Genomic DNA, 26,020 nt, shown 5'->3' with positions numbered 1-26,020 from the left:
GATATTAATCATCCCGGTAAAAACATGGCCGGAGCGATCCGGCCTGAACCTGTGACGCGCCTTCTCCGCCTCGTTCTGACGAATTTCCGTAATTATGAGCGGCTGACCTGGGAGCCGGCAGGAACCCCCGTCGTTATTACCGGCGATAATGGCAGCGGAAAAACCAATCTTCTCGAAGCCCTTTCGCTCCTTGCTCCAGGACGTGGTCTGCGCGGTGCGCGTAACGCCGATCTTCGCAGGCACTCTTCCGAAACAGACAGGGCCGACAGCGGATGGGGCGTCACAGCCCGCTTCTCCGATGACCGGGGCGCATTCGATGTCGCCACCGGCATGGAAGCCGAGCAGGAAGGCGCCCGTAAATTTCTCCTGAATGGCACCACTCTCCGCGCCCGCACTGCGATAGCCGATTACCTCTCCGCTGTCTGGATTACCCCGCAGATGGACCGTCTGTTCGGGGAAAGTGCAAGCGGAAGAAGGCGTTTTCTCGATCGCCTCGTCGTCGCCATGGCTCCGCACCATGCCCGCGAACTCGCCGCCTGCGAACGCGCCACCGCCCAGCGTAACAGGGTCCTTGCAACGCAATCCACAGATCCTGCCTGGCTCTCCGGTATCGAAGACGCCATGGCCCGTCATGGTGTCGCGACTATCGCCGCCCGCCAGGATCTCGTCGCGCGTCTGAATGCCGCCGGAGCGGACCCCACGGGTGCTTTTCCGTCCGCACAACTTTCGCTGATCTGTCCCGTGGCCGAACGTCTCAAAACCGAACCCGCGCTTGCCGTCGAAGACTGGCTCCGTGCCCGGCTCCGCGCGGCACGGGACAAAGACCGCCTGCGTGGCCACGCGACTCTCGGTGCCCACCGCACCGATTTTGCCCTCCGGGACCTGCAAACCGGCCGGTTTGCCGCGGAAGCCAGCACCGGACAGCAAAAAGCTTTGCTCATAGGTGTCATTCTGGCCCACGCCCGCCTGATGGGCTCGCTCGGAACCACAGCGCCCATGTTGCTTCTCGATGAACCGCTCGTCCACCTGGACGTCATACGCCGTGCCGCGCTCATGAACACGCTGCTCGATTTCCGGACCCCGGTTCTGATGACCGGAACCGATCCCGAACCCTTCGCTCCCCTGCGTGACAATGCTCTTTTCGTCCGCCTGCATAACGGCATCCTCGGTTCAGACGGGGAAGGGCAGGAGATCACCCGGCCCGCATAACGGAACTGCGTCCCGCAAACCGGCCTGTTTCGCGAAAAAACGGCGGAAAATCACGCGCTTCCAGGGCGTGCAAGCTGGCCCCGCTCCCGCAAAAGGAGTATAAGAGCCCCACAGACTTACCAGTCCGAAAACACCGGAGCACCCGCCTCGAATGACAGAGTCAGCCACGCCTTCCACACCTGCCGGAGATGATGAGTACGGCGCGTCCTCAATCTCGGTCCTCCGGGGGCTGGATGCCGTGCGAAAACGCCCCGGCATGTATATCGGTGATACCGATGACGGCTCGGGTCTGCATCACATGGCTTTCGAAATCATCGACAACGCGGTCGATGAGGCGCAGGCCGGCCACGCCACTCATTGCGAACTGACACTGAACGCGGACGGCAGCGTCACCGTGCGTGATAACGGGCGCGGTATCCCGACCGACATGCACCACGAGGAAGGGATCAGCGCTGCCGAAGTCGTGCTGACAAAGCTGCACGCAGGCGGAAAATTCAACCAGAATTCCTACAAAGTTTCCGGTGGCCTCCACGGCGTCGGCGCCGCCGTCGTCAACGCGCTGTCCGAATGGATGGAAGTCCGCATCTGGCGTAACGGCATCGAACATATGATCCGCTTCGCCCACGGTGAGCGTGTCGCCCCGCTGGTGGAAATCGGTCAGTCGGACGAGGAGCGCGGCACCGAAGTCACATTCATGCCCAGTGGAAAGACCTTCACGAAGACGATCTTCGAGTTCTCCATTCTTGAACGCCGCCTGCGCGAACTGGCTTTCCTCAATTCAGGCATGAAAATTACTCTGCGTGATGCCCGCACCGAACCCGTTCGCGAGGAAGTATTTCATTACGACGGTGGCCTCATTGCTTTCGTGGAATGGCTCGACCGTTCCCGCGCTCCGATCATCACGCCACCGATCTACGGCAGTCTCGAAAACCCGGATAATGGCATCAGGGTCGAATTCGCCCTGACCTGGAACGACAGCTATCACGAAACGATGCTGTGTTTTACAAACAATATCCCGCAGCGTGACGGTGGCTCGCATCTCGCCGGTTTCCGTCAGGCCCTGACCCGTATCGTCGGAAAATACGCTGAAAGCATCGCAAAGAAAGACAGCGCCTCGCTCGTCGGGGACGACATGCGGGAGGGGCTGACCGCCGTGCTTTCCGTGAAAGTGCCGGACCCGAAATTCTCTTCCCAGACCAAGGACAAACTCGTTTCGTCGGAAGTGCAGCCGGTCGTTCACACCGCCGCCGCCGACATGATCGGTCACTGGTTCGAAACTCATCCCAAAGAAGCGAAAGTTGTCGTCGCCAAAGTTCTTGATGCCGCTTCGGCCCGTGAAGCCGCCCGGCGCGCCCGCGAACTTACCCGCCGCAAAGGCGTGCTCGACATTTCCTCGCTCCCGGGGAAACTCGCTGACTGCCAGGAACGCGATCCCTCGAAGGCTGAAATCTTCATCGTCGAGGGTGACTCCGCAGGCGGAACCGCCAAGCAGGGCAGGGACCGCCGCTTCCAGGCCATCCTGCCTCTGAAAGGTAAAATTCTGAATGTCGAGCGCGCCCGCTTCGATCGTATGCTCGGCTCCGCTGAAATCGGGACACTGATTACAGCCCTGGGCACCGGCATCGGACGCGGCGAGGCCGATCAGGGTGGCTTTACTCTCGAAAAGCTCCGTTACCACCGCATCGTCATTATGACAGACGCCGACGTGGACGGTTCGCATATCCGCACATTGCTGCTGACATTTTTCTTCCGCCAGATGCCAGAACTCATCGAGAAAGGCTATCTCTACATCGCTCAGCCGCCGCTTTATCGCGCTAAACGCGGCAACGAAGAGCGTTACCTGAAAGATGATGCCGCCCTCGAACGCTATCTGCTCGACAAGGCCCTCAGCAACACCACGCTGACCCTCGGCAATGGCCACATCCTGAACGGTGACGAACGCGAAAGCGAAATCGCCTTCATGCGGGAGGCCGCAAGTGTCGTCGGACGTCTTTCAAACCGTATTCCCGGCTGGGTCATCGAACAGGCCGCCATCGCCGGCGTGTTCAACGCCGACCGTGACACAGCGCAAAGCTGCGTCCCGGATCTGCAGAAACGTCTTGATGAGGCCTCGGAACCTGCTGAACGCGGCTGGAAGGTCGTCCTCAGTGATACAGGTCTGGAACTCGGTCGTAATGTCCGTGGCATCGGAGAAATGTACCGGATCGACAGAACGACCTTCGCCGGAACGGATATCCGCTGGCTCGGTCTCAATGCCGCGCGTCTGATGCGTGATTATGCCCTGGGCATCGTTATTCACCTTGAAAATGGTACGGAACTTCCCGCTGCCGGCCCGTCAACAGCCTTCGCCCGCCTGCTGGCCCAGGGCCGTAAAGGCCTCGCCATCAACCGCTTCAAAGGTCTGGGCGAAATGAACGATGAGCAGCTTTGGGATACGACTCTCGACCCTGCTGTCCGCACACTTCTTCAGGTCCGTATCTCTGATCTTGAAGAGGCCAGCGAGGTGTTTTCGACCCTCATGGGAGATGTCGTTGAACCCCGCCGCGATTTCATCGTCGGAAATGCACTGAAAGTGGCCAACCTCGACGTTTAATACACTGCCCGGGGCGCCGGGTTCCGTCATCCCTCCGCCAGGTTGAGGCGGAGGGGCCATGATGTCAACAGGGCAGGCGCAGTCAGTCCTTCCCCCCTGCAAAGCGATACGTCGGAGACCGCAGCATGATCGTTCAGGATCATCCCTATTTCTGCGACATGCCCGACGATCTGCGTTACCTGGAGCCGGCAGAACTCTCAAAGCCCTTCATTGAAAAAACAATGATTTTTATCCTTCCCGATAAACTGAAGGATTTTCGTAAAAATCTCTGGCATGTCAGAAAACGTGAAAACGAAGAAGGCGCCATTTATGTCCCGCTCTTCCGTGCCCGCTGCATCCTGGCCGAAGATCCGGTTCCTCCAGGCTATTCAGGCCCGTTCAGCGTCTATCCGTTCTATTCAAAAGTCGCCCGTAACAAGAGGCATTATCTCGATTATTATATGCTGTTTATCCTCAGCGGACAGTCGGATCAGGCCAAATTCCGTTCTCTGACAGAGCAGATCAGATAAAGGTCATAAATCTGCCGGAGTTAAATTCCGTCCGGGAGCAGTCACCTCAATCCACCTTACTTCAGGAGCAAAGCGGATGACGATGCTGACCGTCATAGGTCTCATGAGTGGCACGTCTCTCGATGGCGTGGATGCCGCGGTCATCCGCACTGACGGTGAGAGAACAGAAACCTGTGGCCCCAGCCTGAGCCTGCCCTATGAACCACATCTTCGAAGCAGAATGCGTGATCTCCTGGATCGCAGCGCCTCACTCACTCAGGACGATCCTGAACTGATAAGCGTGGAACAGTTAATCACCTTTCGGCACATCGAAGCAGTTCAGCAACTCCGCCTCATCATACCCGACATCGATCTCATCGGCTTTCACGGTCAGACAATTCTGCACATGCCCGACTGCCACAGAACCTGGCAGATTGGAGATGCCGTCAGAATGTCGCGTGAAACCGGGCTGCCGGTCGTCCATGACTTCCGCAGCGCGGATGTCGCTGCCGGCGGGGAAGGCGCTCCGTTAGTCCCCTGGTATCACGCAGCGATCCTCGGCAAAGCACCGAAACCTCTCGCCGTGCTTAACATTGGCGGTGTCGCAAATATGACATTCATCGGTGCCGACCACACAATCTGTGCCTGTGATACCGGTCCAGGTAACGCTCTGCTTGATGACTGGGCTTTTCGGCACACCGGCAGAGCCTGTGATTTCGATGGACAACTGGCCCGGGCCGGCAAGGTCAACCATACCCTGCTGGAGCAGATGCTCGATAATCCATACTTTTCCCGTCCGGCCCCCAAATCACTTGATCGTCAGACTTTTATCTCTGCACTCGACATCATCGCGGACTGCACGCCTGAAGACGGCGCCGCGACACTGGCGGCCTTCACCGTGGAGGCCGTCCGCCGGACGCCTCTGCCCGCTAAACCGGCTATATGGTACATCTGCGGCGGCGGGCGACACAATCCTTCTCTCATGAACGGGCTGAGACACGCGCTGGAAGTCCCGGTAGAATCCATTGACAGTATCGGCTGGGATGGTGACGCACTTGAGGCGCAGTGCTTTGGTTTCCTTGCCGTGCGTGTTCTTAGAAAACTTCCGCTCTCAGCACCGATGATCACGGGCACTCCGGATATGCGGTCGGGGGGACGCCTCACCTGCATCGGTCTTTCTCCCATTCCGGAATGGCTCTTTGGCGGTGTCTGAAAAATGAGGTGAAATTCGTTTCAGACTTACCTGATCCCGACAGAGACCGGTTACGCCGGCAGGAACGCCGCTCGCCATGAAGCATCCCGGAAATCACAAAAACCGGGCAGGGAGCTCACTGTTACAGAAAAACCAGTGACACGCCTCTCTCTCTCTCGCTAATCCAGAAAAACAATCGCCTTCCGCCCGTTCAGGATCGCCCGCTGCTCGGTATAATACCGCACCGCCCGCGCCAGAACCCGCCGCTCAATGTCGCGCCCCTTGCGGATCAGATCCTCCGGCGTATCCGCGTGGCTGATCCGCTCCACATCCTGCTCGATAATCGGTCCTTCATCGAGATCATGCGTCACGAAATGCGCGGTCGCACCAATCAGTTTCACGCCCCGCGCATAGGCCTGATGATACGGCCTGGCCCCCTTGAATCCGGGCAGAAATGAGTGATGGATATTGATGCAGCGTCCCGACAGTTGCAGTGCCATCTCATTGGACAGAATCTGCATATACCGCGCCAGAACCACCAGCTCCGTGCCGCTGTCTTCCACAAGCTGAAGAATCCGGGCTTCCTGTTGCGCCTTCGTCGCCGCCGTCACGGGCAGATAGTGAAACGGAATCCCGCCAAAATCGACGTCGGCATAAGCTGCGGCAGGATGATTGGCGATAATCCCGACCGGCTCAATCGCAAGCTCGCCAACGCGCCACCGATACAGCAGATCAACAAGACAGTGATCGAACTTTGAGACCAGCAGCATCACCCGCGTCGGGCGCGCGTTCTCTTTTATCGTCCACGTCATGCCGAACTCAGCCGCCAGCGCCGCCATCTCCGGTATCAGGCGTGACGGCTCCCATCCGTCAAAAGGGCTGAATACAACCCGCATAAAAAACCGGCCACTCTCCGTATCGTCAAACTGCTGCGCCTCCGTCATGTTCGTGCCCAGCTCAAACAGTTTCTGCGCAATCGCCGCCACGATGCCAGGCCGGTTCACACAGCTCAGCGTCAGCGTGCGAAAGTCGCCCGCGGTCACGGCACCGCCTACAGATGCAGCAGACATAAAATTCCTCACCTCAGAAACCGGTTTCAGGACAGCAGTGCCCCGAAATACAGAAGCCCGTCCGCCCCGTCCACGCCGCGCCGCCGCGCCTTATCAGACCTGAATTGATCCAGGGCATTGCAGAGAAACACCCGCCATGCCAGGCACGAACACCAATCGCTCGTTACGCCCCGGCCCGGGCGCATCCCGATCCGGCGGCGAACGACTCACACAGCGAGTCCAGACCATGAAATCCCGCCTCACAGTCCTCGCGGCCCTCCTCGTTACCGGATGCTCCTATACCGTCGATCCGCTAAAGAATTATTGCGCCGAACCCGATATCGGGGCTGCCATCGTCTCAATAGCCAGCAGCCCGTCTCCCCTGCCCGATGTCACAGGAACAGCCACTCCGGGCCAGGCCACCGCCTTCAGCAACGGCACCACCCGCGGGTCCCTGTTCGGTTCGCATTATCAGGTCATGGCCTGCCACGGCACACTCACCCGCGCCGACGGTTCAAAGGAAGAAGGAATCGCCGTCACACGCCTCAAAGGTGGCCCGACAAGCTGGCGGGCCCTCTGGCTCGATCCGTCATCCCCGGACTATCTGCGTGTCTGGCTGACCGACGCTCAGGTGGCCGCCTATCGCGAGAAGCAGATCGCGGATAAACTCAGCCATACCCCGACCGCCTGCAAACCCTACGCCGAAGACCTGTTCCGCAACACACATCAGACAGGCCTCGCCGACGGTAAACTGCGCAGCACACTCTACACCTGCCTCGCCGCCAGTGGCGTCAAACCAGCCACGCCGCCAACGGGAATCAACAGCATAACAACCTCCGCCACGCCGACATTCTATGTCCCATACTACCTGGACCCGGAAATGGAGATCAGCGGCCTCCAGTTTTACTGAGTCCGTTTTGCCGGCTGTCCGGGCCTGAAAGCCTCACCACCGACAGGAGAAACCCATGCCCGGACCCGCACTCTTCGAACCCGCGAAAATCGGCGCGCTCGCCCTGACCAACCGCATCATCATCGCCCCGATGTGCCAGTATTCCGCCATCGACGGCTGCATGACCGACTGGCACCTCATCCATCTCGGCAATCTCGCCCTTTCCGGCGCGGCCATTCTCACGATCGAAGCCACCGCCGTCACCCCGGAAGGCCGCATCACCGCGCACGATGCCGGCCTCTGGAACGACGCCACCGAAACAGCCATGGCCCGCGTCCTGAACGGCATCCGCACCGCTTCCGACATCCCCGTCGCCATCCAGCTCGGCCATGCCGGACGCAAAGCCTCTGTCGAAATCCCCTGGAAAGGCGGAAAACACATCCCGCCCGGCCTCCCCGGCGGCTGGCAGACCGAAGCCCCGTCCGCGATCCCCTTCACCGAAGGTACCACCCCGCCCCATGCCCTCGACAGAACGGATCTGACCCGCCTCCGCGCCGCATACGCCGCCGCCACGAAACGCGCGACCAGGCTCGGCATCGACGCCGTCCAGCTTCACGCCGCTCACGGCTACCTCATCCACCAGTTTCTCTCGCCACTCTCCAATCAGCGCACCGATGAATATGGTGGCAGCCTGGAGAACCGCCTCCGCTTTCCGCTCGAAGTCTTCGATACCATCCGCGAGGCCTTTCCCGACGGCCCCGTCACCGTCCGCGTCTCCGGAACCGACTGGGTTCCCGGCGGCTGGGACATCAGCCAGACAATCGCTCTCGCCAAAGCCCTGGAAAGCCGTGGCTGCGCTGCCATCCACGTTTCCAGCGGCGGCCTCAGCCCGAAACAGGAAATCCCCGTCGGCCCGAGCTACCAGGTTCCGCTCGCACGCGCCGTCAGAGCTGAAACAGATATGCCCGTCATCGCCGTAGGCCTCATCACCGGCTTCGAACAGGCCGAAGCCATCGTCTCCACCGGAGACGCCGATTTTATCGCCCTGGCCCGCACCATCCTCTACGATCCCCGCTGGCCCTGGCACGCCGCCGCCCATCTCGGCGCACGGATCAGAGCCCCGGATCAGTACCTCCGCTGCCAGCCGCACACTCTCAGAGAACTGTTCCTTTCGCCGCAGCTGAAATAGTCGTTACAATCGGGCACAACTGACTCGCCGTCAAAAGAGCCCCATCACTTCCCACGGCCGCTGCAATGCGCTTTTCTCGATCCCGGAAATGCCCTTGCAGCGCCGGTCGGCCCGGACTGCCGATTTTCAGAGGATACGATGACGCTGCCTTCTGCCATTTCAGCCAGACACCTTTCACTCCCCCTTCTGAAAATCGCTTTTGCCACCAGCACCATTCTCGCATCAGCGAACATCGCCCATGCGCAAAACAGCGCCCCGTCACAACTCTCCGTCGTCAAACCCGTCACGGAGTGCTCCGGTCTCGCCGCAGCCACCCCCGCAACAGTCGAAGGCGCCGGCGTCACCGCACAGAGCAAAGCCCTGACAACCGCGAAAGGCACGTTCTGCCACGTCACCGGCATTATTGCTCCGAGCATCGGCTTCGAGATCGACCTGCCACAGGACAGATGGACTCAGCGTTTCGTCGAATCAGGCTGCGGCGGCCTGTGCGGCATGATCAACGCCAGCATCGGCAACGCCTCCCGCTGCGCCCCGGCCCTGAACGGCGAGTTCGTCGTGGCCGCCAGCGATCTCGGTCACAAGGGCAAAATGGGCAGCCCCGATGAAGGGGCCTTCGCAGCCGATCCTCAGAAGCGCATCGACTTCGCCTACCGCGCCAACCATCTGACAGCACAATACGCACAAGCCCTGATCCATACCTATTACGGGCAGACACCACGCTACAGCTATTTCTCGGGCTGTTCGGACGGTGGCCGCGAAGCCCTCATGGAAGCTCAGCGATACCCGCAGGATTTCAACGGCATCTCGGCAGGCGCCCCCGCCATGCTGTTTCAGGTCCAGAACTCGTTCTACCACGCCTGGGGTCCAACGGTGAACCGCCGCGCCGACGGCACCGCCATCCTCCTCGCCGGCAAACTCCCCGTCCTCCACGCCGCCGTCATCGACCATTGCGACATGCTCGACGGCACCAGGGACGGCCTGCTCACCGACCCGCGCGCCTGTCACGTCAGACCCGAATGGGTCAGGTGCCCCACAGGCGCAGCCGATACCACCCGCTGCCTGACACCGGAAGAATGGAGCGTCGTCGCCAGACTCTACGAAGGCCCGACCGATACCGCCGGACATCACTTCCTCCCCGGCGGCGTCCAGCCCGGTTCCGAAATGGGGTGGGACGCTTTCGTCCCCGCTGAGCCCAATGGCCGGATGATGGGAGTGAGCATGATCCGCTCCATGACCCCCGTTGTCCTCCAAAACCCCGTTCCGGCGGATTCCGATGCAGCCCGTTACCCGTTCACCACCGAACAGTTCAGCCGCGTCACCGCCCTCCATCCGCTGAATGACGCCACCAGTACAGACCTCCGCGCTTTCGCGGGCAACGGCGGCAAACTGATCATGTGGCATGGCTGGTCAGATACCTCGATCGCCCCCATGATCTCAGTCGCTTACTATAAAGGCGTCCGCAACCAGATGGGCGCCGGTCCCACAGATGCTTTCCTGCGCCTGTTCATGCTCCCCGGCACCGAACATTGCGGAGGCGGCGACGGTTTCAGCCAGATCGACACCCTCCAGGCGCTGATGACCTGGGTTGAAGCCGGAAAAGCCCCCGCCAGTATCACCGCCGGGCAGGTTCCGGCACGTCGCGGGCCTTTGGGCGGGCCTCCGGGTGGCCCGCCCGGCGGACCCGTTCCAGGAGAAGACGGCAAACCGTCTTTCGGACACATGCCCACACCCGGCGATATGCCTCCCACAACGGGGCATATGTCTTCTTCAGCCGCCCCCAACGGCGCCGACGGACGCGGCGGCGGGCCGCGAGGCGCGCCCCCCGGCGGAGCGCCCTACGCCATAGCCGGTCAGACCGCGCTGGCCACGCGCCCGATTTATCCGTTTCCGCTTATCGCCCGATACAGCGGCAAAGGTGATCCGAAAAGCGCATCCAGCTACGTTGCCGCGCCAGACCCCGTCGCGTCCGAACCGACAACAATCTCCTGGTATGGCTCCGATCTGATCGCCCCTGATTTCCAGAAAAATTACACTGTGAAAGACGGTCAGCTCACCACCTCGGCGGACGCGCCGAAATAACAACCGCTGGTCAGACCGCAGTAAGCAAACCCGTACAACAGAGGGGCTGCTCATCCGTAAACAGCCCGAAGGATTCAGAAAAGATTCTGAATCCCGGCAGTCGTTTCCGGTGCCAGGTTATTATCAGTCCCCCCGAAATCGATGTGCGGCAGATTATCTCCGGCGCCCCTGATAACGCCGCAACAGCGCATCGTGCCGTGAACCGACTCACATTCCCGACGGAGACAGCACCCGGAAGCACCCGGGCAGCAAAAGCAGCCTCATCGCCCTTAATACCAGCGTCTGTCACGTTTCAGATCATCCGAAACGTGACAGAATGACGTCTGAGAATGGCAAAAAGCTGACGGCCCGACGCAAAAACATCGCCAGCCCGTCTCATATCATGATCTTGTTCCGCCGGAATTTTTCAGAAGCGGGCAGGGAGGCCGTCACCCCTCAGAGTCAAAATCCTTCACCGCCGCATCCGCCCGTCCTTTGAGCCAGTAGCCCGAAGCCTTCAGCCACTGCCGGTCCAGGCCGCGCTCCTCCAGCAGATACCGCCGCACCGCCCGTGCAACAGTCCCTTCAGCAGCTACCCACACAAATGTCCGGGGACTAAGTTCGACCGTCTTCAGTGCCTCAAGAACCGCTTCAGCCCTGTCAGCCTCTTCGAGCGGACGATGAACCCACCGCGCCTCATGGTCTGCCACGGTCGCGAAAACCTGTTCGTCTTCAGCGCCGGGCACCGCCACAACCGAAATCACCCGCGCAGACGCCGGCGTCTCCTCTGCCCGGCGTCCGATCGCCGGCAACGCCGTCTCATCGCCAATCAGCACCCACTGATCGATCTCTCCGGTAATCACCTGAGACCCGCGCGGGCCACCAATATCCAGCCGGTCCCCGGGCCGCGCCGCTCTGGCCCAGGCTGCGGCAGGTCCGCCTTCATGACTCACGAAATCAAGCACCAGTTCGCGCCGCGTCGCATCAAACCGGCGCGGCGTGTAATCCCGCCGGGCCGGCTCGCCACCCGGGCCAGGTATGAACACCTTGATATGATCGTCCGGCGACGCGCTGACAAACGTATCCAGATCATCGCCCTTCAGCGTCACCCGGACCATGTGCGGCGTCAGTCTCTCAGCCGAAATTACACGCAGCGTCCGCCGCTTCAGCTCATGCCGGATACGACGGATTTCCGGTACGTTTTTTGTCGGGAAAATCGAAGTCAAACTCATCTGCAAGTCCTTCCGGCGGGTAGCACCAGCGACTGCAAATAACCCACAGACGCACAGAGCCAGACCGCAAATTGCTGGTTTCTGCGCGTTGTTTCACGTTAACGCCTACGGAAGCGCGGCCCGAAAGCCACACCACACACCATAATGAAAAACAGCATCCGTCTCTGATGTCAATTTTAATGATGTCCCCACCGAAGAGAGCGAGCCACCCTGGCAACGTGGCCGGAAGAAACCGGGAGAAGAGATGCTCCGGACCTTCCTGCTGTCACCGCCAGACCCTATTTCCCGCTGCCCGCCGTCGCGCCGGCATCGCCAGGCGAAGTCTCCGTCACCGTCTTGCGCACCCGCACCCGCCGGATATGGCGCGCGTCAGAATCCAGTACCCGGAACACAAACCCGCCCTCATGGGTCAGAACCTCACCCCGCGTCGGCACATGCCCCGCCAGCCGGAAGACCAGACCGCCAATGGTCTCAATCTCCGCCTCACGCTCCGCCTCCGTCAGGATCGGCCCGAGAACCTGCTCGAACTTCTCCACCGGACACCGCGCGTCAATGTCATAAGACCCGTCCGGACGCTCCACGATCATCGTCGTGGTCGGCTCGTCATGCTCATCCGAAATGTCGCCGACAATCGTCTCGATCAGATCCTCGATCGTCACCAGACCGTCGATCCCGCCATACTCATCAATCACCAGCGCCATATGCATCCGCCGCTGCCGCATCATCAGAAGCAGATCCAGAACCGGCATCTGTGGCGCAATCATCAGCGGCTGACGCAAAAGCGGCTCCAGCGTAAACGCCTCGCTCGTGCCCAGATAGGCAATCAGATCCTTCACATGGATCATGCCAACAATGTCATCGAGCTGGCCGCGATAAACCGGCATGCGGGAATGATTCTCCCGCCGCATCATCGCAAGAGCATCGTCCAGACTGATATCCGCCGACATCGCCACAATGTCCGCCCGCGGAATCATCACATCGTCCGCGCTTGTCTCCCGCAACCGGAGAACATTCGCAATCAGCGCCCGCTCCTGGCGGTCCAGTTCCGGCGCTTCGTCCCCGGAATCTCCGGCGTCAGCCGCCTCCTGAACCAGCGCCGCGATCGAATGTCGCAGCCCCTGCTCGCGCTTGCGCCCGAACAGGGAAAACAATCCCCGTTTGCCACGCCCGTTCCCGTCAGGCCTCTCGCCCGACGAACCGTTCTCAGAAGCGCTCATGTCCGTGGCTTCCATGGGTTGGAAACACCAATCGTCGACAGAACACGGGCTTCTTCCATCTCCATCCGCCGGGCCTCGCCCGCGCCATGATGGTCATGCCCGTTCAGATGCAGCGCCCCATGCACCACCAGATGCGCCAGATGATCGGCAGCCGGACGATGCGCGGCCTCAGCCTCACGCCGCACCGTCTCAAGCGCCAGAATGATCTCGCCACCGGGGAAACCCGCCGGCGGCTCAAATGTCAGAACATTCGTCGGCTTGTTGCGTCCGCGATGCCGGGCGTTCAGCCGCTTCACAACGCGGTCGGAAGAGAGAATGATCGTCTCGGGAACGGGCGCTTCCGTTTGCAGACAGGCCGCCGCGCAGGCACGCCTGACAATCGCTTCCGCCCGGGGCACAAAAGCCCGCCAGCGCGCGTCCTGAACGATGATCTCAGGACCATCGCTCTCCGGTTCTGAATTCTCCCCGCCATCGAAAAAAGGGGAGGGGAACGACCCGTTCCGCGGGGAAGGGTCGCTCTCTGTCGCGTCCGGACGATCGCGACCGATACTACTACCTGGTGGTTCCATTTTGCTCCCGGCGGAACCTGTTGCGGGACGTGTCCCTTTCCGCCGTCTTCCGTTGATCATACGCATCAACAATGCGCGCAACCAGTCTGTGCCGCACCACATCGCTCGCGTCAAAGCGGTTCACGGCAATGCCCTGAACGCCCTCAAGCGTATTCAGCGCATCCTGAAGCCCCGAGACCGTGCCCGAAGGCAGGTCAACCTGGCTCAGATCGCCCGTCACCACCATGCGTGTCCCGTTGCCCATGCGGGTCAGAAACATCTTCATCTGCGCCGGCGTCGTGTTCTGCGCCTCATCGAGAATGACATAAGCATGAGCCAGCGTCCGCCCGCGCATGAACGCCAGCGGCGCCACCTCGATCTCACCCGTCGCCATCCGCCGGATCACCTGATCCCCCGGCATCATATCATGCAGCGCGTCATAAAGAGGCCGCAGATACGGATCGATCTTGTCCTTCATATCGCCGGGCAGAAATCCAAGCCGCTCGCCAGCCTCAACAGCGGGCCGCGACAGAATGATCCGGTCCACCTGACCCGCCTGCAACATCGCAACGGCCTGCGCCACCGCCAAATACGTCTTGCCCGTGCCGGCAGGCCCCACGCCAAACACCATCTCCTGCCGCGCCAGCATGTCCATATAAGCCGCCTGACCCGCTGAGCGCGGCTCGATCGCGCCGCGCTTCGTGCGGATCGCCGGAAGATCGGCCATCATCAGAGCCGTGCCGGGACCGTCGCCCGGCGCGGCCATCTCCTCCGCCCCTCCCGGACTCCGGTCGCGCAGCGCCGCATGAATGTCCGAAAGCCTGATCGCCGCGTCGATCTCGCCCGTATCGATCGTCCCGCCACGCTCAACCCGTCGATAAAGCGCCGTCAGTGCCGACTGCGCCAGAGCGACCCTGCCAGGATCGCCGTTCACCGCCACCCGATTGCCCCGTCGCGTCAGGCGGACCCCGAGTGCTTCCTCCAGATGGTGCAGATGTCTGTCATGATCGCCAACAAGCTGCGCCAGTAACGCGTTGTCGCCGAACTGCAGGGTCGTCGGTTTCGACGCCCCCGTTCCGGTAAGAGGATGAGAGCCCCTGGTGCGGGGATGCGAGGTTCCGGTGGCTGACAGTTGGGTCAAGCGAGCGCGCACTCCTCGATGAGATGTCCGGCCAGCGAGTTGCTGAGCCGGGTCGTAATCAGCACAGGACAGACCGTGCCAACCAGATCGTCAGATCCGTCCACATGAACGGCCTGCAACCACGGCGACCGCCCGACCATCTGGCCCGGCTTCCGCCCGCGTCCGGTGAACAGCACAGGTGCCACACGATCCACAACGGAACCGTTAAAATCATCCTGCTGTTCACGCAGCAACGCCTGCAACGCCTGCAAACGCTGATCCTTCACCGTCTCGGCAACCTGCAACGGCGCGCCGGCCGCGGGCGTGCCCGGACGAACGGAATATTTGAACGAATAGGCCAGCGCGAACCCAACATCGCCGATCAGCCGCATCGTCGCCTCAAAGTCCTCATCCGTCTCGCCCGGATGTCCGACAATAAAGTCCGAAGACAGCGCCAGATCCGGCCGCGCCTCGCGAAGGCGATCCACCAAGCGGCGATAATCGTCCGCCGTATGCCCCCGGTTCATCGCTTTCAGGATCGAATCAGAGCCCGACTGCACCGGCAGATGCAGAAACGGCATCAGAGCCGGGAGATCCCGGTGCGCCATGATCAGCGCATCATCCATGTCGCGCGGATGAGACGTCATGTAGCGAATACGATCCAGCCCCGGAATCTCAGCCAGCGCATAAGCCAGACGCGCCAGCCCCCACACGCCGCCGTCCGGTCCCTCGCCATGATACGCATTCACGTTCTGCCCCAGCAGCGTGATCTCGCGCACACCGCCCGCAACCATTCGCCGCGCCTCCGCCAGAACAGACACCACCGGACGGCTCGCCTCCGCCCCGCGCGTGTAAGGCACGACACAGAACGAACAGAATTTGTCGCAGCCCTCCTGAACCGTCAGAAACGCAGAAACATTCCCCGCCGTCTGAGGCGCCGCGTCCTGAGGCAGAAAGTCGAACTTCTGCTCGGCCGGAAAATCGGTGTCGATCACGGACCCGCCCGCCCGCGCCGCCCGTGCCACCATCTCCGGCAGCCGGTGATAGGTTTGCGGCCCGAGCACAATGTCCACATAAGGCGCGCGCTTCAGAATCTGTTCGCCCTCAGCCTGCGCCACGCATCCCGCCACAGCCAGAACGGTTTCCCGCCCTTCGGCCCTGCGCTCGTCCTTAATCACCCGCAGCCGGCCCAGCTCGGAAAACACCTTTTCAGCAGCCCGGTCCCGGATATGACAGGTGTTGAGAATAACCATGTCGGCATCGGCCGGATTATCAACGGGCGTATAACCAAGCGGGCGCAGCACATCCGTCATCCGCGCACTGTCATACACATTCATCTGGCAGCCCCAGGTGATCATGTGCAGTCCGCGACGCGCCTTCCCGACTCCCGCAACAGGGGAGAGGGACATATCCCGGGTTTCGGAGGAGGAAGCGAAATCAGTCGTCACAGGGCGGGCTCGTTCCGGCATGTCGCCGGACCATTCCGGACGACGGAACGGAGGAATCGTATCTGCGGGCCCACCGGTCAAGACCTCGCCCGGTTCACGGCAAAAAAACCGGCTTCGAAAAAGCCCGCACCATCGGATACGGAAACGCAGAAACCAGCCAGAACCGATCTCCTCACAAGAGCCGCAAAACCCGGCCAGCCCGGGTCACACGACATAACTGTATCAGGCAAAAGACGGACGAGTCCTGTCAAGCGAAGCTTTATCACTTCCTGGCGTGACAGATGCCGGCCCGGCCGCTTTCAGCTCCCATTCCGGCACCGCTGGCACCTCATTCTGGCGGAGTTCCGCCGCGCCGTTCGTCACCGCGCGCCATGTCGCCTGCGCCAGCGATTTCCGACTCGGGAAATCGTCCGGGTCCAGTGGCGGATGCAGCAACACCGACGCCCGCATCGACCGCCATTTCACGAGCTGCCACAGATGCGGCCCGAGATCCATGTCGCCATACCACGCAAAGACCGGACGCCGCGCTTTGCTGATGGGCAGCCCGTCAAGCTGGTCGTACACAAGAGACACCGGCTGAATCAGCGGAACCATGCCGGGAGGAAACGTAACACCCATCTCCTGCGGGTCCACGCCCCGCAGCCGCGGCGGCTTGGCAATCGCAAAAAAGGCCGACATGAACGGCAACACCCGGGACCCGTCCGATGATGTCCCTTCAGGGAACAGCACCAGATTATCACCCCCGGCCAGACGCGAAATCATCTCATCGCGCTCGCGCCCCGTCGTGTTACGCTGCCGGCTCACAAAAATCGTCCGGCCGATCTTCGAGACAAGCCCCATGACCGGCCAGTGCTCGATATCACCCTTGGCCACGAAAACAGACGGCAGAATGGTGCCCAGAACCGGCACGTCCAGCCAGCTTGAATGATTGGACACATAGATCACCGGCCGATCGCCACGCGCCCGCGCTTTCGCGCCGCCAACCGTGCCCGCGCGCCGACCGATGACATTGATCTTCAGCGACAGAAGCTTGCAGATCACGCCCCAGATCACGCGCGTCCAGCGAATCTTCGCCGTCCCCGGAACCAGAAGCAGACACGCTTCAAAACCAACCGAAGCCGGAACCCAGACCGTGATCGCCGCCAGCCGCGCCGCGCCGCGCACGCGACGATACAGGCTGCGCTCCGCCGCCTCGCGCTCGCGAATATCAACCCGGTCCAGCTCATCAGGATCAATCCTGAAAGGCGGAGTGCGTCGTTTCAGCAGAGGGACCTTCATGAAAACCCCGACTGCCGCATCATCATGTCGCCCGCCGTCAGACACGGGCAAAGAAAAGCCAGATTCATGCTTTCTCATACTCCCAAATAGCGGATGACGACAACGCGCCGGAAAGACACATAAAAAATCGTATGAAAAGAAGGTTTTTTCGCAAAGTCCTGCATCGCTTTACCGCTTATTCATGTCATTAAGAACCTGATGAGAGGACGATTTCCCCTTCCCGGATTCCGCCGGCGGACCACTGTTTCGCCCCCGGAGCGCCTCCGGCCGGAAGCCCTGCTCTCAGTGCGGGACATGCCCGCCCGCCCGCAATGCGACTGGCCATTGCCCGGCGCGCTCGCGCTCCTGCTGACCATCACCGCGTTCACCCCGTTCCACGCGCAGACAGCGCTCGCCAAAGCAAAAAAGACCACTAAAACAATCGCGCCGAGCGGTCCGACGCTGCCCTACACCACCACCATCGAACCCACGAAAAACACGGATCTCGACGCCGCTCTCACTGCCTCGTCAGATCTCCTGAGCCTGCAAAAAACCCACGCCGTCGGCCCGTTCGCCCTCGCCGGACGGATTCGCAGCGAATACGCCCGGATGACCACCGCCCTCGAAAGCTTCGGCTATTACGAAGGACATGTGACCGTTACCGTCAGGCGTCCCAAAACCGCCAAAGCCCCGCCCGAAGTACAGATCGACGGCAACGACATCTCACTCCCGCAATGGCTCGGCAGTATCCCGACCGGCGAAACACTCTCCGTCACCGTCACCGCCAGCCCCGGTCCGCTCTACCATCTCGGCACCGTCCGCCTGGTCTCACCCGATAAAAAGCAGCCCGTCATACTTTCGCCCGCCGAGAAAACCGCTTTCGGCCTGACATCCGGAGACCCCGCCATCGCGTCAAAAGTGCTCGGCGCCGGTGATATCCTCGCCGGCAAACTCCAGGAGGAAGGCCACCCGCTGGCAAATGTCGATATCCCGACAGCCTGGCTCCGTCCGGCCACCCGCACCCTGGATCTGACATTCCCGGTCTCCATCGGCCCCAAAGCCGATATCGGCAACATCGCCCTGAAAGGTCTGGACAAGACAAAACCGGCCTTCATCCACCGTCGCCTCAATGTCGCGCCCGGCCAGCTCTATCAGCCGTCGAAAATCGAAAGCGCACGTCAGGATCTCGCCGCCCTGGGCATCTTCTCAACCGTCGGCGTCAAGGCCGCCCCGAAACTCGCCCCCGACGGCTCCATGCCGCTCACCTTCAGTTTCAAGGAAGCCAAACGCCACTCGGTCGGCGCCGAAATCGGCTACTCGACCGATCTCGGCGGACGGGTCGGCGCCACCTGGACGCATTACAATCTGTTCGGCAACGCCGAGCGCCTGCGCCTGACCACCCTCGTCACCGGCCTCGGCGGCTCCGCCCAGCAGGGCCTCGGCTACGACATCTACGCCGACCTCTTCAAGCCCGATTTCCCCGGACGACACCAGAACGCCAGCTTCCGTCTCGAAGGCCTGAAACAGGATTTCTACTCGTACCGCCAGACCGCCCTCATCGCCCGCGCGGGCATCGTCCGCCGCCTCAACCAGCACTGGAACATCTCCTACGGTCTCGCCGCCGAACAGGAAAAAATCGAGCAGTTCTGGATCACCAGAGACTACACGATGGTCTTCGCCCCGGTTTCCGCGAACTTCGACAATACCGACCTGGCCTCCCCGCTTCTGCCCGCCACACGCGGCTGGCGTGTCTCCCTCAGCGCCACGCCCTCAGCATCCTTCGATCAGGGCACATCCTTCTTTGCCCTGCTCCAGGCCAACGCCTCGACCTATGTCGATCTCGCCCGCACCGGCCTGACCCGACCCGGACGCAGCGTCTTCGCCTTCCGCGCCATCGTCGGCAGCGTCCAGGGCGCCTCCACGCTCGACATCCCGCCCGATCAGCGCCTCTATGGCGGCGGCACCGCAACCATCCGCGGCTACCGCTACCAGGGGGTCGGCCCCCAGTTCGCCGGCACCAAATATGCCATCGGCGGCACGTCGCTCGATGCCGGCACCGTTGAATTTCGCCAGCGAATCCTGAAAAGCTTCGGCGCGGCAGCCTTCATCGACGCCGGGCAGGTCGGCTCCGGCAGCGCCCCCTTCCATGGCACCCTTCGCGTCGGCGCCGGCGGGGGCGCCCGCTACTTCACCCCCATCGGCCCCATCCGCCTCGACATCGCCGTCCCGCTCAACCGCCCGCCACGCGGCGATAAATGGGAACTCTATATCGGCCTGGGAGAAACCTTCTGATGCCCACGGATCAGAACACTCCCCCCCCACCCGACGCTCCGGAAAAGCCACGCCGCTCCTGGCCCCGCCGAATAGCGAAGGGCGCAGGCCTCACTGTCGCCTCGGTCGCCGGTCTCGCCGTGCTCACCGTCGGCATCGTCCTCATCGGTGCCAATGTCAGTCCCGGCCGCCACTTCCTCGAACGCGAAACCGCATCGCTTACCGGCGGAACCGTCGTCATCTCCGGCCTCAAAGGCCGCTTCCCCGACGCGCTCCACCTCGCGCGTCTCGAACTGCGCGACACAAAAGGCGTCTGGCTGACCATCGACAATCTCGAATTCGACTGGTCGCCCCTGCGTATGATCGCCCGCACCGCCCGCGTCGATTTCGTCAGCGCCGATCGCCTCGCCATCCCGCGGCTGCCTTATTCGGACCCGAATCAACCCGCCACCCCGTCCACCGGCCCCACGAAAACCGGCCTCGCCATCGATGTCCGCAAGGTCGAGGCCCGTCGCATCGAAGTCGGCGCGCCGCTCGCCGGCATCCCCGCCGTGCTCGCCCTGAAAGGCCACGCCACGCTTCCGAGCCTCGATGCCCTGCTCAACAACCCGTCCTTCAAAAACCTGCCCGCCTCCGACATCGTCATCGACCTGACCCGCCTCGACGCCGCCGGAACCCTGAACCTCATCGCAAAAACCGATGCGAAACACGTCAATCTGAAGCTCCACGCCCAGGACGGCAAAGATGGCCTCGTCGCCGGCATGACCCACATGCCGGACCTTACGCCCGTCGCCCTCGCCATGACGCTGAACGGCCCCACCGACAGCGCCGCGCTGGACCTGAACGCCGACGCCGGAAACATCTCCGCCGCCATCAGCGGCAAACTGAATCTCCTCGCCAGCACCGCCGATATCACCGCAAACCTCACCGCCCCGGCCATGACGCCCGGCCCGAACCTGAGCTGGCAGGCCGCAAGCCTCACCGCGAAACTCAGCGGCCCGTTTACCGCGCCCGCCGGCACAGCAGCTCTCACCCTGGACAGCGTCGTCGCGGGCAGCACGCAACTCGGCGCCCTTAACGCAACATTCGACGGAATAGGGCAGGGCGATCAGATCAACCTTCTGCATCTGCACGCGTCCGCCACGGGCCTCCGCATCCCCGGCGGCAACCCGACCCTGCTCGCCTCCGCCCCCGTCCTGCTCGATGCCACCTACGCCCCTGAAGACCCGGCCCGCCGCGCCACCCTCACCGTCACCCATCCGCTCCTCGCGCTGGAGGCCGACACCGCGACAAAACCCGCCGTCAAAGGCAACGCGAAGCTGACCCTGCCCGATCTCGCGCCCCTCGCCGCCATGGGCGGCCAGAAACTCGGCGGTCATGCCGGCCTCACCGCCACCTTCGCCCTGCCGGATAAATCCGACCCGGCTCATCCCGGTGACACCACCACGCTCAGCCTGAACGGTGACATCGCCGCGCTCAGCGGTCTTGAACAGGCCGTCAAACTCATCGGTGCCAGTGGCAAACTCGCCGCGCACGCCACCATGCGGGAAAGCGGGCAGGGCGACCGCACAATCCATCTCGACACCCTGGCTCTGGACGGAAAAGCCCTCCACCTCACCGCCGACGGCACCGCCACCCAGTCCGCCGAAAAAACCCGCGAGAAAAACAGCCCCGATAAGGCAGGCAGCAACACCACTCTCGATGCCCGGGCCAGCCTGACCCTGCCTGACCTCGCCGCCGTCGGGAAAACCCTGCGCGGCACCGCGAAACTGGATCTGACCGCCACCGGTCCCGCCGACGACTTCGCCGCCAAAGCCCGCCTCGCCAGTGATTTCGGCACCGCCACCATGCCGAAAGCCCCGGTCACGCTCGACGCCGACATCGCGCATCTGCCAGCCCTTCCCCAGGGCCACGTCACCGCCGACGGAACCATCGACCGCGCCCCGCTCGCCCTCGATGCAACCTTCGCCCAGGATGCCGAAAGCAACCGGTACCTCACCCTGACAAAACTCGACTGGAACAGTGTCCACGGTGCCGGCACGCTCGATCTCCCGGCAAAACGGAAAATCCCGCTCGGCACGCTCGCCCTCCGCGTCGCCCGCCTCGCCGACCTGCGCAATCTCATCGGCCAGCCCGTCTCCGGCACACTCGCGGCGTCCCTCAACACCACCGCCGCCACTGACAGTGCTCCGGTGCGGGCAAAAATCGATGTCTCCGGCACCGCCGCCATGGCTCCCTACAGCGTCGGCGCCATCAAACTCACAGGCACCATCACCGACCCGGAGGGGTCTCCGGGCGCCGATCTCACCCTCGCTCTCGACAGAGTCGCCGCTCCCTCGGTCGCAGGCAGCCTGAACGCCACCGTCAAAGGCCCGCAAACCGCCCTGACCACCACCGCTCAGGCCCGCTTTTCCGACCTCTACGGCGCGCCCGGCACGCTCGATCTCGCCGCCGTCGCAAATATTCCGGCTCAGAACGTCAGAATCAGCCGCCTGACCGCCACCGCCAAAGGTGAAAATCTCCTGCTTCAGTCCCCGGCAACGGTGTCCTGGGGGAAAACCACAGGCGTCGATCACCTCCGCGCCACCGTCGCGCCGAAAGGCGTCACCCCGGCATCGATCGACCTCGCCGGCACTGTCCGGCCCGCGCTCAGCCTCACCGCCTCGGTGAAGAACGTCACACCCGCCCTCGCTCAGCCCTTCGTCCCCACGCTCCATGCCGCCGGCACCCTTTCCGCCGACGCAAAACTCAGCGGCACCCTCGATGCGCCCCGTGGCAACGTGTCCCTCACCGGGCGCGACCTGCATATGACCACCGGCGACGCCGCCTCACTCCCGCCCGCCCGGATCGACGCCACCGCCGATCTCGCCGGCACCATCGCCCGCATCAATGCCCGCGCCAATGCCGGATCGAAACTGAACATCGAAGCCGACGGCACCGTTCCGACCTCGAAAACCGGTTCCATCGGCCTGCAAACCCACGGCAATCTGGATCTCTCCCTCGCCAACGCCATGCTCGGCGCCAGCGGCAGACAGGCCCTCGGCCAGGTCAGCTTCGCCCTCAATATCGCCGGCACTACCACCCGCCCGGAAGCGACCGGAAACGTCACGCTGCATAACGGCGATATCCAGGATTTCGCTCAGGGCCTCCATCTTCAGAATATCGAAGCTGCCATCGTCGCGCAGCATGACAGCCTGGTCATCCGGTCCTTCGTCGCCCATGCCGGTAAAGACGGCACCATCAATCTCAGCGGCAGCGTCGGCGCTTTCGCACCCGGCATGCCGGTCGATCTGCACCTGACCGCGAATAAAGCCCAGCCCATCGCCAGCGATCTGCTGACCGCCCTGATCAACGCCGATATCGCCGTCAAGGGCCAGGCCGATACCCGCGTCGATGTCGCCGGCCAGATCACGCTGCCGCATGTCGAAATCAACATCCCGAACTCGATGCCGTCCTCCGTCGCCACGCTCAATGTCATCCGGCCCGGAGACAAAAAACCGGACGAAACCGAAAAAACAACCAGCCGCGTCATCGGTCTCGACCTGAAACTGACTTCACCCGGCGAATTCTTTGTGCGCGGCCACGGTCTCGACGCCGAAATGGCCGGTAATCTCCATATCGGCGGAACCGCCGCCACACCTGCCATCGAAGGCGGCTTCGATATGCGCCGGGGTCTCTTCAGCTTCGGCGGCGTCACCCTGAATTTCACGCGCGGACAGGTCGGATTTAACGGAACCGGCATCAGCCACAAGCTGGACCCCAGCCTGGATTTCGAAGCCGACCGCAGCGTCGAGGGTCAGACTGCCATGCTGAAAGTCACCGGATACGCCAGCAGCCCGAAGATCGCCTTCGACTCAATTCCGCAACTGCCACAGGATCAGATCCTCGCCATGCTGCTCTTCGGCACGGACTCCCATTCGCTTTCGACCGCGCAGATGGCCGAAATCGGTGCCGCCCTCGCCACACTCGCCGGCGGCTCAGGCTTCGACCCCCTCGGCACCGTCCGCAAAACCCTCGGTCTCGACCGCCTGGCCGTCGGCGGCGGCTCTGGTGTCGGAAACGGCGGCGCCAGTATCGAAGCCGGAAAATACGTCATGAAAGGCGTCTATGTCGGTGCCAAACAGGCCACTTCCGGCTCCGGAACCCAGGCCCAGGTCCAGGTCGATCTCACCAAACATCTGAAACTCAACACAACAGTCGGCACCGGCGGCAACGTCACCGGCTTCACAACGCCCGAAAACGACCCCGGCAGCAGCGTCGGCCTCCTCTGGCAATATCGGTACTGAAGCCAGCCGTTCAGGCAGGCATGAAACCGGCATCAGCACTTAATTCTAAAGGAAAACTGTGTAAAAACCGGAAAACACAGAATAATTAAACAGGAACGACCACATCAAAGTAATGGATTGCTATACTATCCGAACCGTGCGAACGCCACAGCCAGCTTCTCATAAACCGGCTTCTTAAAACCAACATTCAAACGTGGCAGCTCCGCAAGTTCAATCCACTTCCAGGCATCAAATTCCTGATGCGCCTGAAGATCGAGCCGAATCTCGCTCTCATCACTGGTAAACCGCAGCGCAAACCATTTCTGCGTCTGCCCGCGAAACCGGCCCCCCAGCGCCTTGCCAATCAGATGATCCGGCAGATCGTAACTCAGCCAGTCCGGATACTCACCGAGCCTGGTCAGTGACGTCATGCCCGTCTCCTCCTGAACCTCGCGCAGAACCGCGACGTCAGGTTGCTCCCCGTCATCAATCCCGCCCTGAGGACACTGCCAGACACCTTCATCCGGCCCGCCCCCGGCACCGGGCATATCCGTCCGGCGCGCAACAAATATCCGCCCCGACGAAGCGAAAATGACAGCCCCGACATTTCGCCGGTAGGGAAGGGCAGAAGCATCGGCCATAGCAGTCACGCCTCCCGGTCAGTTGTTATGTTGCGCCGGTCCAGACGCAGAAACAGGCGCCGCAGACGGTGCCGAAGCCGGTGGCTCCAGTGGTGTTTCCGTTACGGCAGAGGATGCCGGGCTGACCGGCGTCTTAAACGATGGCGGAGCCGGCGGTAACGGTGCCGTGCCGGAAATCTGGACAGCCTGAGCCAGACCGGACGGCGCAGTCACCGGAGCGGCACTGGTGGCCAGGGAACTCACCGGAACAAGCGTCACGCCCTGACTGGCCAGAGTCCGGCTCCATGCCGCAAGACGGTCCAGAAGAACCGGACGCATCGGGCCGGCCACGGCGATCGCCTGACCGGAACTCTTCGCCATCGTCACCAGATGTGCCAGTTGTCCGTCCACACCTGTGCTGTCCGCGTTGGTATCAAGCGTGATCGACGCGTTCTCACCCGCAACCGGTCCAAGCCACGAAGTTTCCGGCGTTGCGTTCAGATAGTTCAGCCCGCGCGAATTCAGCTCTTTTGAAACCATCCGGAAGTCCGGAGACTGAGCATAAGCATCCCCATCCAGCCCGGAAAATGCATTCGTAACGCCCGCATACCCGTTAAAGCGGGAGAGCGCCCACAACAGATTATCCCGGTCCACGGTTGTCGTATGGTCGTAACCCAGCGCACGAGGGCCTTCATCATCCAGAGGCGCGGTCGAAGGCTGCATGGGCAGGGACAGAAAAAGCTCATGTCCGTATTCACGCGCACCGTTAAGCAGGCTCTGTCGCGCCGGCGCATAGGCCGGAATGGCGAAAGACACAACGGACGGCAGATTCAGCACGGCCGTCCGGCTCAGATCCTCCGCCAGACCAAACCCGTCGAGCAAAATCGCAATCCTCGCATTGCCGGCCGGAACAGACGGAACCACTGCCGCATAGACTTTGCCCGGACTCGTGCCGTCCGCCCCGATTTTTGGAAGACTGTGATCAGGCTCTCCCGGCGCCGGCTCCAGCAGCGCAGGCAACGGTGCGGGAATTGCATGCACCCCGGACGGAGGCGGCGGAAACATCGAGTCCGGATCACCATTATTCACAATAGTCTGCACAGGAGCAGACGCGGGCGAAGCCGTCCCGACCGGCGCTTGCTCCTTGCCGGCAGCCACCTTCGGCAGAGTCGCGGCGGGCACATGCCCGGACCGGTGCAGCGCCGACAATTCCTGCAGCGCAATCGCTCCGAGCAGCGCAACAAGCGAGACGCCCCCCCAGAACTTGAAGAACAGACGGCCCGAAGACGGCAACCGCTGCCAGAAAGAGGCGGTGGACAGGCGGCCAGCCTCAGAACCGGGCGTCGTATCCGCCACTGCCTGATCAGACTCGTCG

Annotated in this window: 18 protein-coding genes; 9 read left to right on the top strand and 9 right to left on the bottom strand. The window is 62.3% G+C overall.

All coding sequences use genetic code 11. The features are described from left to right. Nucleotides 1-24 precede the first annotated feature (24 nt). From recF to GOB90_RS10215, 4 genes are all read left to right on the top strand, one after another. On the top strand, nucleotides 25-1,209 hold the full coding sequence (gene recF, locus GOB90_RS10230; RefSeq protein WP_173572035.1) for a DNA replication/repair protein RecF: 1,185 nt from the start codon (nucleotides 25-27) through the stop codon (nucleotides 1,207-1,209). Nucleotides 1,210-1,360: 151 nt separating this feature from the next. Then, nucleotides 1,361-3,802 carry a DNA topoisomerase (ATP-hydrolyzing) subunit B gene (gene gyrB, locus GOB90_RS10225; protein WP_146890981.1) on the top strand — a complete coding sequence of 814 codons (2,442 nt, stop codon included), beginning with the start codon at nucleotides 1,361-1,363 and terminating at the stop codon, nucleotides 3,800-3,802. A 125-nt stretch (nucleotides 3,803-3,927) separates the two neighbouring features. Continuing rightward, nucleotides 3,928-4,311, top strand: a complete 384-nt coding sequence (locus GOB90_RS10220; protein WP_173572034.1) for a hypothetical protein — start codon at nucleotides 3,928-3,930, stop codon at nucleotides 4,309-4,311. Nucleotides 4,312-4,393: 82 nt separating this feature from the next. Continuing rightward, entirely contained in the window at nucleotides 4,394-5,503 is a 1,110-nt protein-coding gene (locus GOB90_RS10215; protein ID WP_146891014.1) for an anhydro-N-acetylmuramic acid kinase, read from the top strand. A 158-nt stretch (nucleotides 5,504-5,661) separates the two neighbouring features. On the opposite strand, the gene purU is transcribed toward GOB90_RS10215, so the two are convergent. After that, a complete protein-coding gene (gene purU / locus GOB90_RS10210) occupies nucleotides 5,662-6,552 on the bottom strand; it encodes a formyltetrahydrofolate deformylase (RefSeq protein WP_146890985.1) in 891 nt (296 codons plus the stop codon). Between the two features lie 226 nt (nucleotides 6,553-6,778). Here purU and GOB90_RS10205 point away from each other — a divergent pair, with 226 nt between their 5' ends. The 3 genes from GOB90_RS10205 (at nucleotide 6,779) to GOB90_RS10195 (ending at nucleotide 10,688) form a co-directional block, all read left to right on the top strand. Further along, nucleotides 6,779-7,441 (top strand): hypothetical protein, encoded by a 663-nt coding sequence (locus tag GOB90_RS10205; protein WP_146890988.1) that lies wholly within the window; start codon nucleotides 6,779-6,781, stop codon nucleotides 7,439-7,441. Nucleotides 7,442-7,496: 55 nt separating this feature from the next. Beyond that, the gene (locus GOB90_RS10200) at nucleotides 7,497-8,609 is read left to right on the top strand and encodes an NADH:flavin oxidoreductase/NADH oxidase (RefSeq protein WP_146890991.1); all 1,113 of its coding nucleotides are present in this window, start codon (nucleotides 7,497-7,499) and stop codon (nucleotides 8,607-8,609) included. Between the two features lie 138 nt (nucleotides 8,610-8,747). Beyond that, nucleotides 8,748-10,688 (top strand): tannase/feruloyl esterase family alpha/beta hydrolase, encoded by a 1,941-nt coding sequence (locus GOB90_RS10195; RefSeq protein ID WP_173572033.1) that lies wholly within the window; start codon nucleotides 8,748-8,750, stop codon nucleotides 10,686-10,688. 428 nt (nucleotides 10,689-11,116) lie between these two features. Here the strand turns inward: GOB90_RS10195 and GOB90_RS10190 are convergent, their stop codons facing one another. From GOB90_RS10190 to GOB90_RS10165, 6 genes are all read right to left on the bottom strand, one after another. Further along, a complete protein-coding gene (locus GOB90_RS10190; RefSeq protein WP_146888403.1) occupies nucleotides 11,117-11,899 on the bottom strand; it encodes a siderophore-interacting protein in 783 nt (260 codons plus the stop codon). Nucleotides 11,900-12,177: 278 nt separating this feature from the next. Next, nucleotides 12,178-13,131, bottom strand: coding sequence for a hemolysin family protein (locus GOB90_RS10185; protein WP_146888406.1), 954 nt, complete (start codon nucleotides 13,129-13,131; stop codon nucleotides 12,178-12,180). Beyond that, entirely contained in the window at nucleotides 13,113-13,685 is a 573-nt protein-coding gene (gene ybeY / locus GOB90_RS10180) for an rRNA maturation RNase YbeY (RefSeq protein WP_146888409.1), read from the bottom strand. The genes GOB90_RS10185 and ybeY overlap by 19 nt, the downstream gene beginning before the upstream one ends. Then, nucleotides 13,669-14,715, bottom strand: a complete 1,047-nt coding sequence (locus GOB90_RS10175) for a PhoH family protein (protein WP_242011937.1) — start codon at nucleotides 14,713-14,715, stop codon at nucleotides 13,669-13,671. Before GOB90_RS10175 ends, ybeY begins: the two co-directional genes overlap by 17 nt. 86 nt (nucleotides 14,716-14,801) lie before the next feature. After that, nucleotides 14,802-16,193: a tRNA (N6-isopentenyl adenosine(37)-C2)-methylthiotransferase MiaB gene (gene miaB / locus GOB90_RS10170; RefSeq protein ID WP_146888430.1), complete on the bottom strand. Its 1,392-nt coding sequence runs from the start codon at nucleotides 16,191-16,193 to the stop codon at nucleotides 14,802-14,804. Between the two features lie 261 nt (nucleotides 16,194-16,454). Continuing rightward, nucleotides 16,455-17,510 carry a lysophospholipid acyltransferase family protein gene (locus tag GOB90_RS10165; RefSeq protein ID WP_146888412.1) on the bottom strand — a complete coding sequence of 352 codons (1,056 nt, stop codon included), beginning with the start codon at nucleotides 17,508-17,510 and terminating at the stop codon, nucleotides 16,455-16,457. Between the two features lie 294 nt (nucleotides 17,511-17,804). Here GOB90_RS10165 and GOB90_RS10160 point away from each other — a divergent pair, with 294 nt between their 5' ends. Beyond that, entirely contained in the window at nucleotides 17,805-19,781 is a 1,977-nt protein-coding gene (locus GOB90_RS10160) for an autotransporter assembly complex protein TamA (RefSeq protein WP_146888436.1), read from the top strand. Then, nucleotides 19,781-24,046, top strand: coding sequence for a translocation/assembly module TamB domain-containing protein (locus GOB90_RS10155; RefSeq protein WP_242011928.1), 4,266 nt, complete (start codon nucleotides 19,781-19,783; stop codon nucleotides 24,044-24,046). Before GOB90_RS10160 ends, GOB90_RS10155 begins: the two co-directional genes overlap by 1 nt. A 125-nt stretch (nucleotides 24,047-24,171) precedes the next feature. Here GOB90_RS10155 and GOB90_RS10150 read toward each other — a convergent pair whose 3' ends face one another. Both GOB90_RS10150 and GOB90_RS10145 read right to left on the bottom strand, forming a co-directional pair. Then, nucleotides 24,172-24,666, bottom strand: a complete 495-nt coding sequence (locus GOB90_RS10150; RefSeq protein WP_146888418.1) for an RNA pyrophosphohydrolase — start codon at nucleotides 24,664-24,666, stop codon at nucleotides 24,172-24,174. A gap of 18 nt (nucleotides 24,667-24,684) precedes the next feature. Then, nucleotides 24,685-26,001 carry a divergent polysaccharide deacetylase family protein gene (locus GOB90_RS10145; RefSeq protein WP_146888421.1) on the bottom strand — a complete coding sequence of 439 codons (1,317 nt, stop codon included), beginning with the start codon at nucleotides 25,999-26,001 and terminating at the stop codon, nucleotides 24,685-24,687. Nucleotides 26,002-26,020: the final 19 nt, after the last annotated feature.

The sequence above is a fragment of the Acetobacter oeni genome (genome assembly GCF_011516825.1).
Lineage (GTDB): Bacteria > Pseudomonadota > Alphaproteobacteria > Acetobacterales > Acetobacteraceae > Acetobacter > Acetobacter oeni.
The sequence above is the reverse complement of the archived record's forward strand: the minus strand, read 5'-3'. Positions and strand labels throughout refer to the sequence as shown.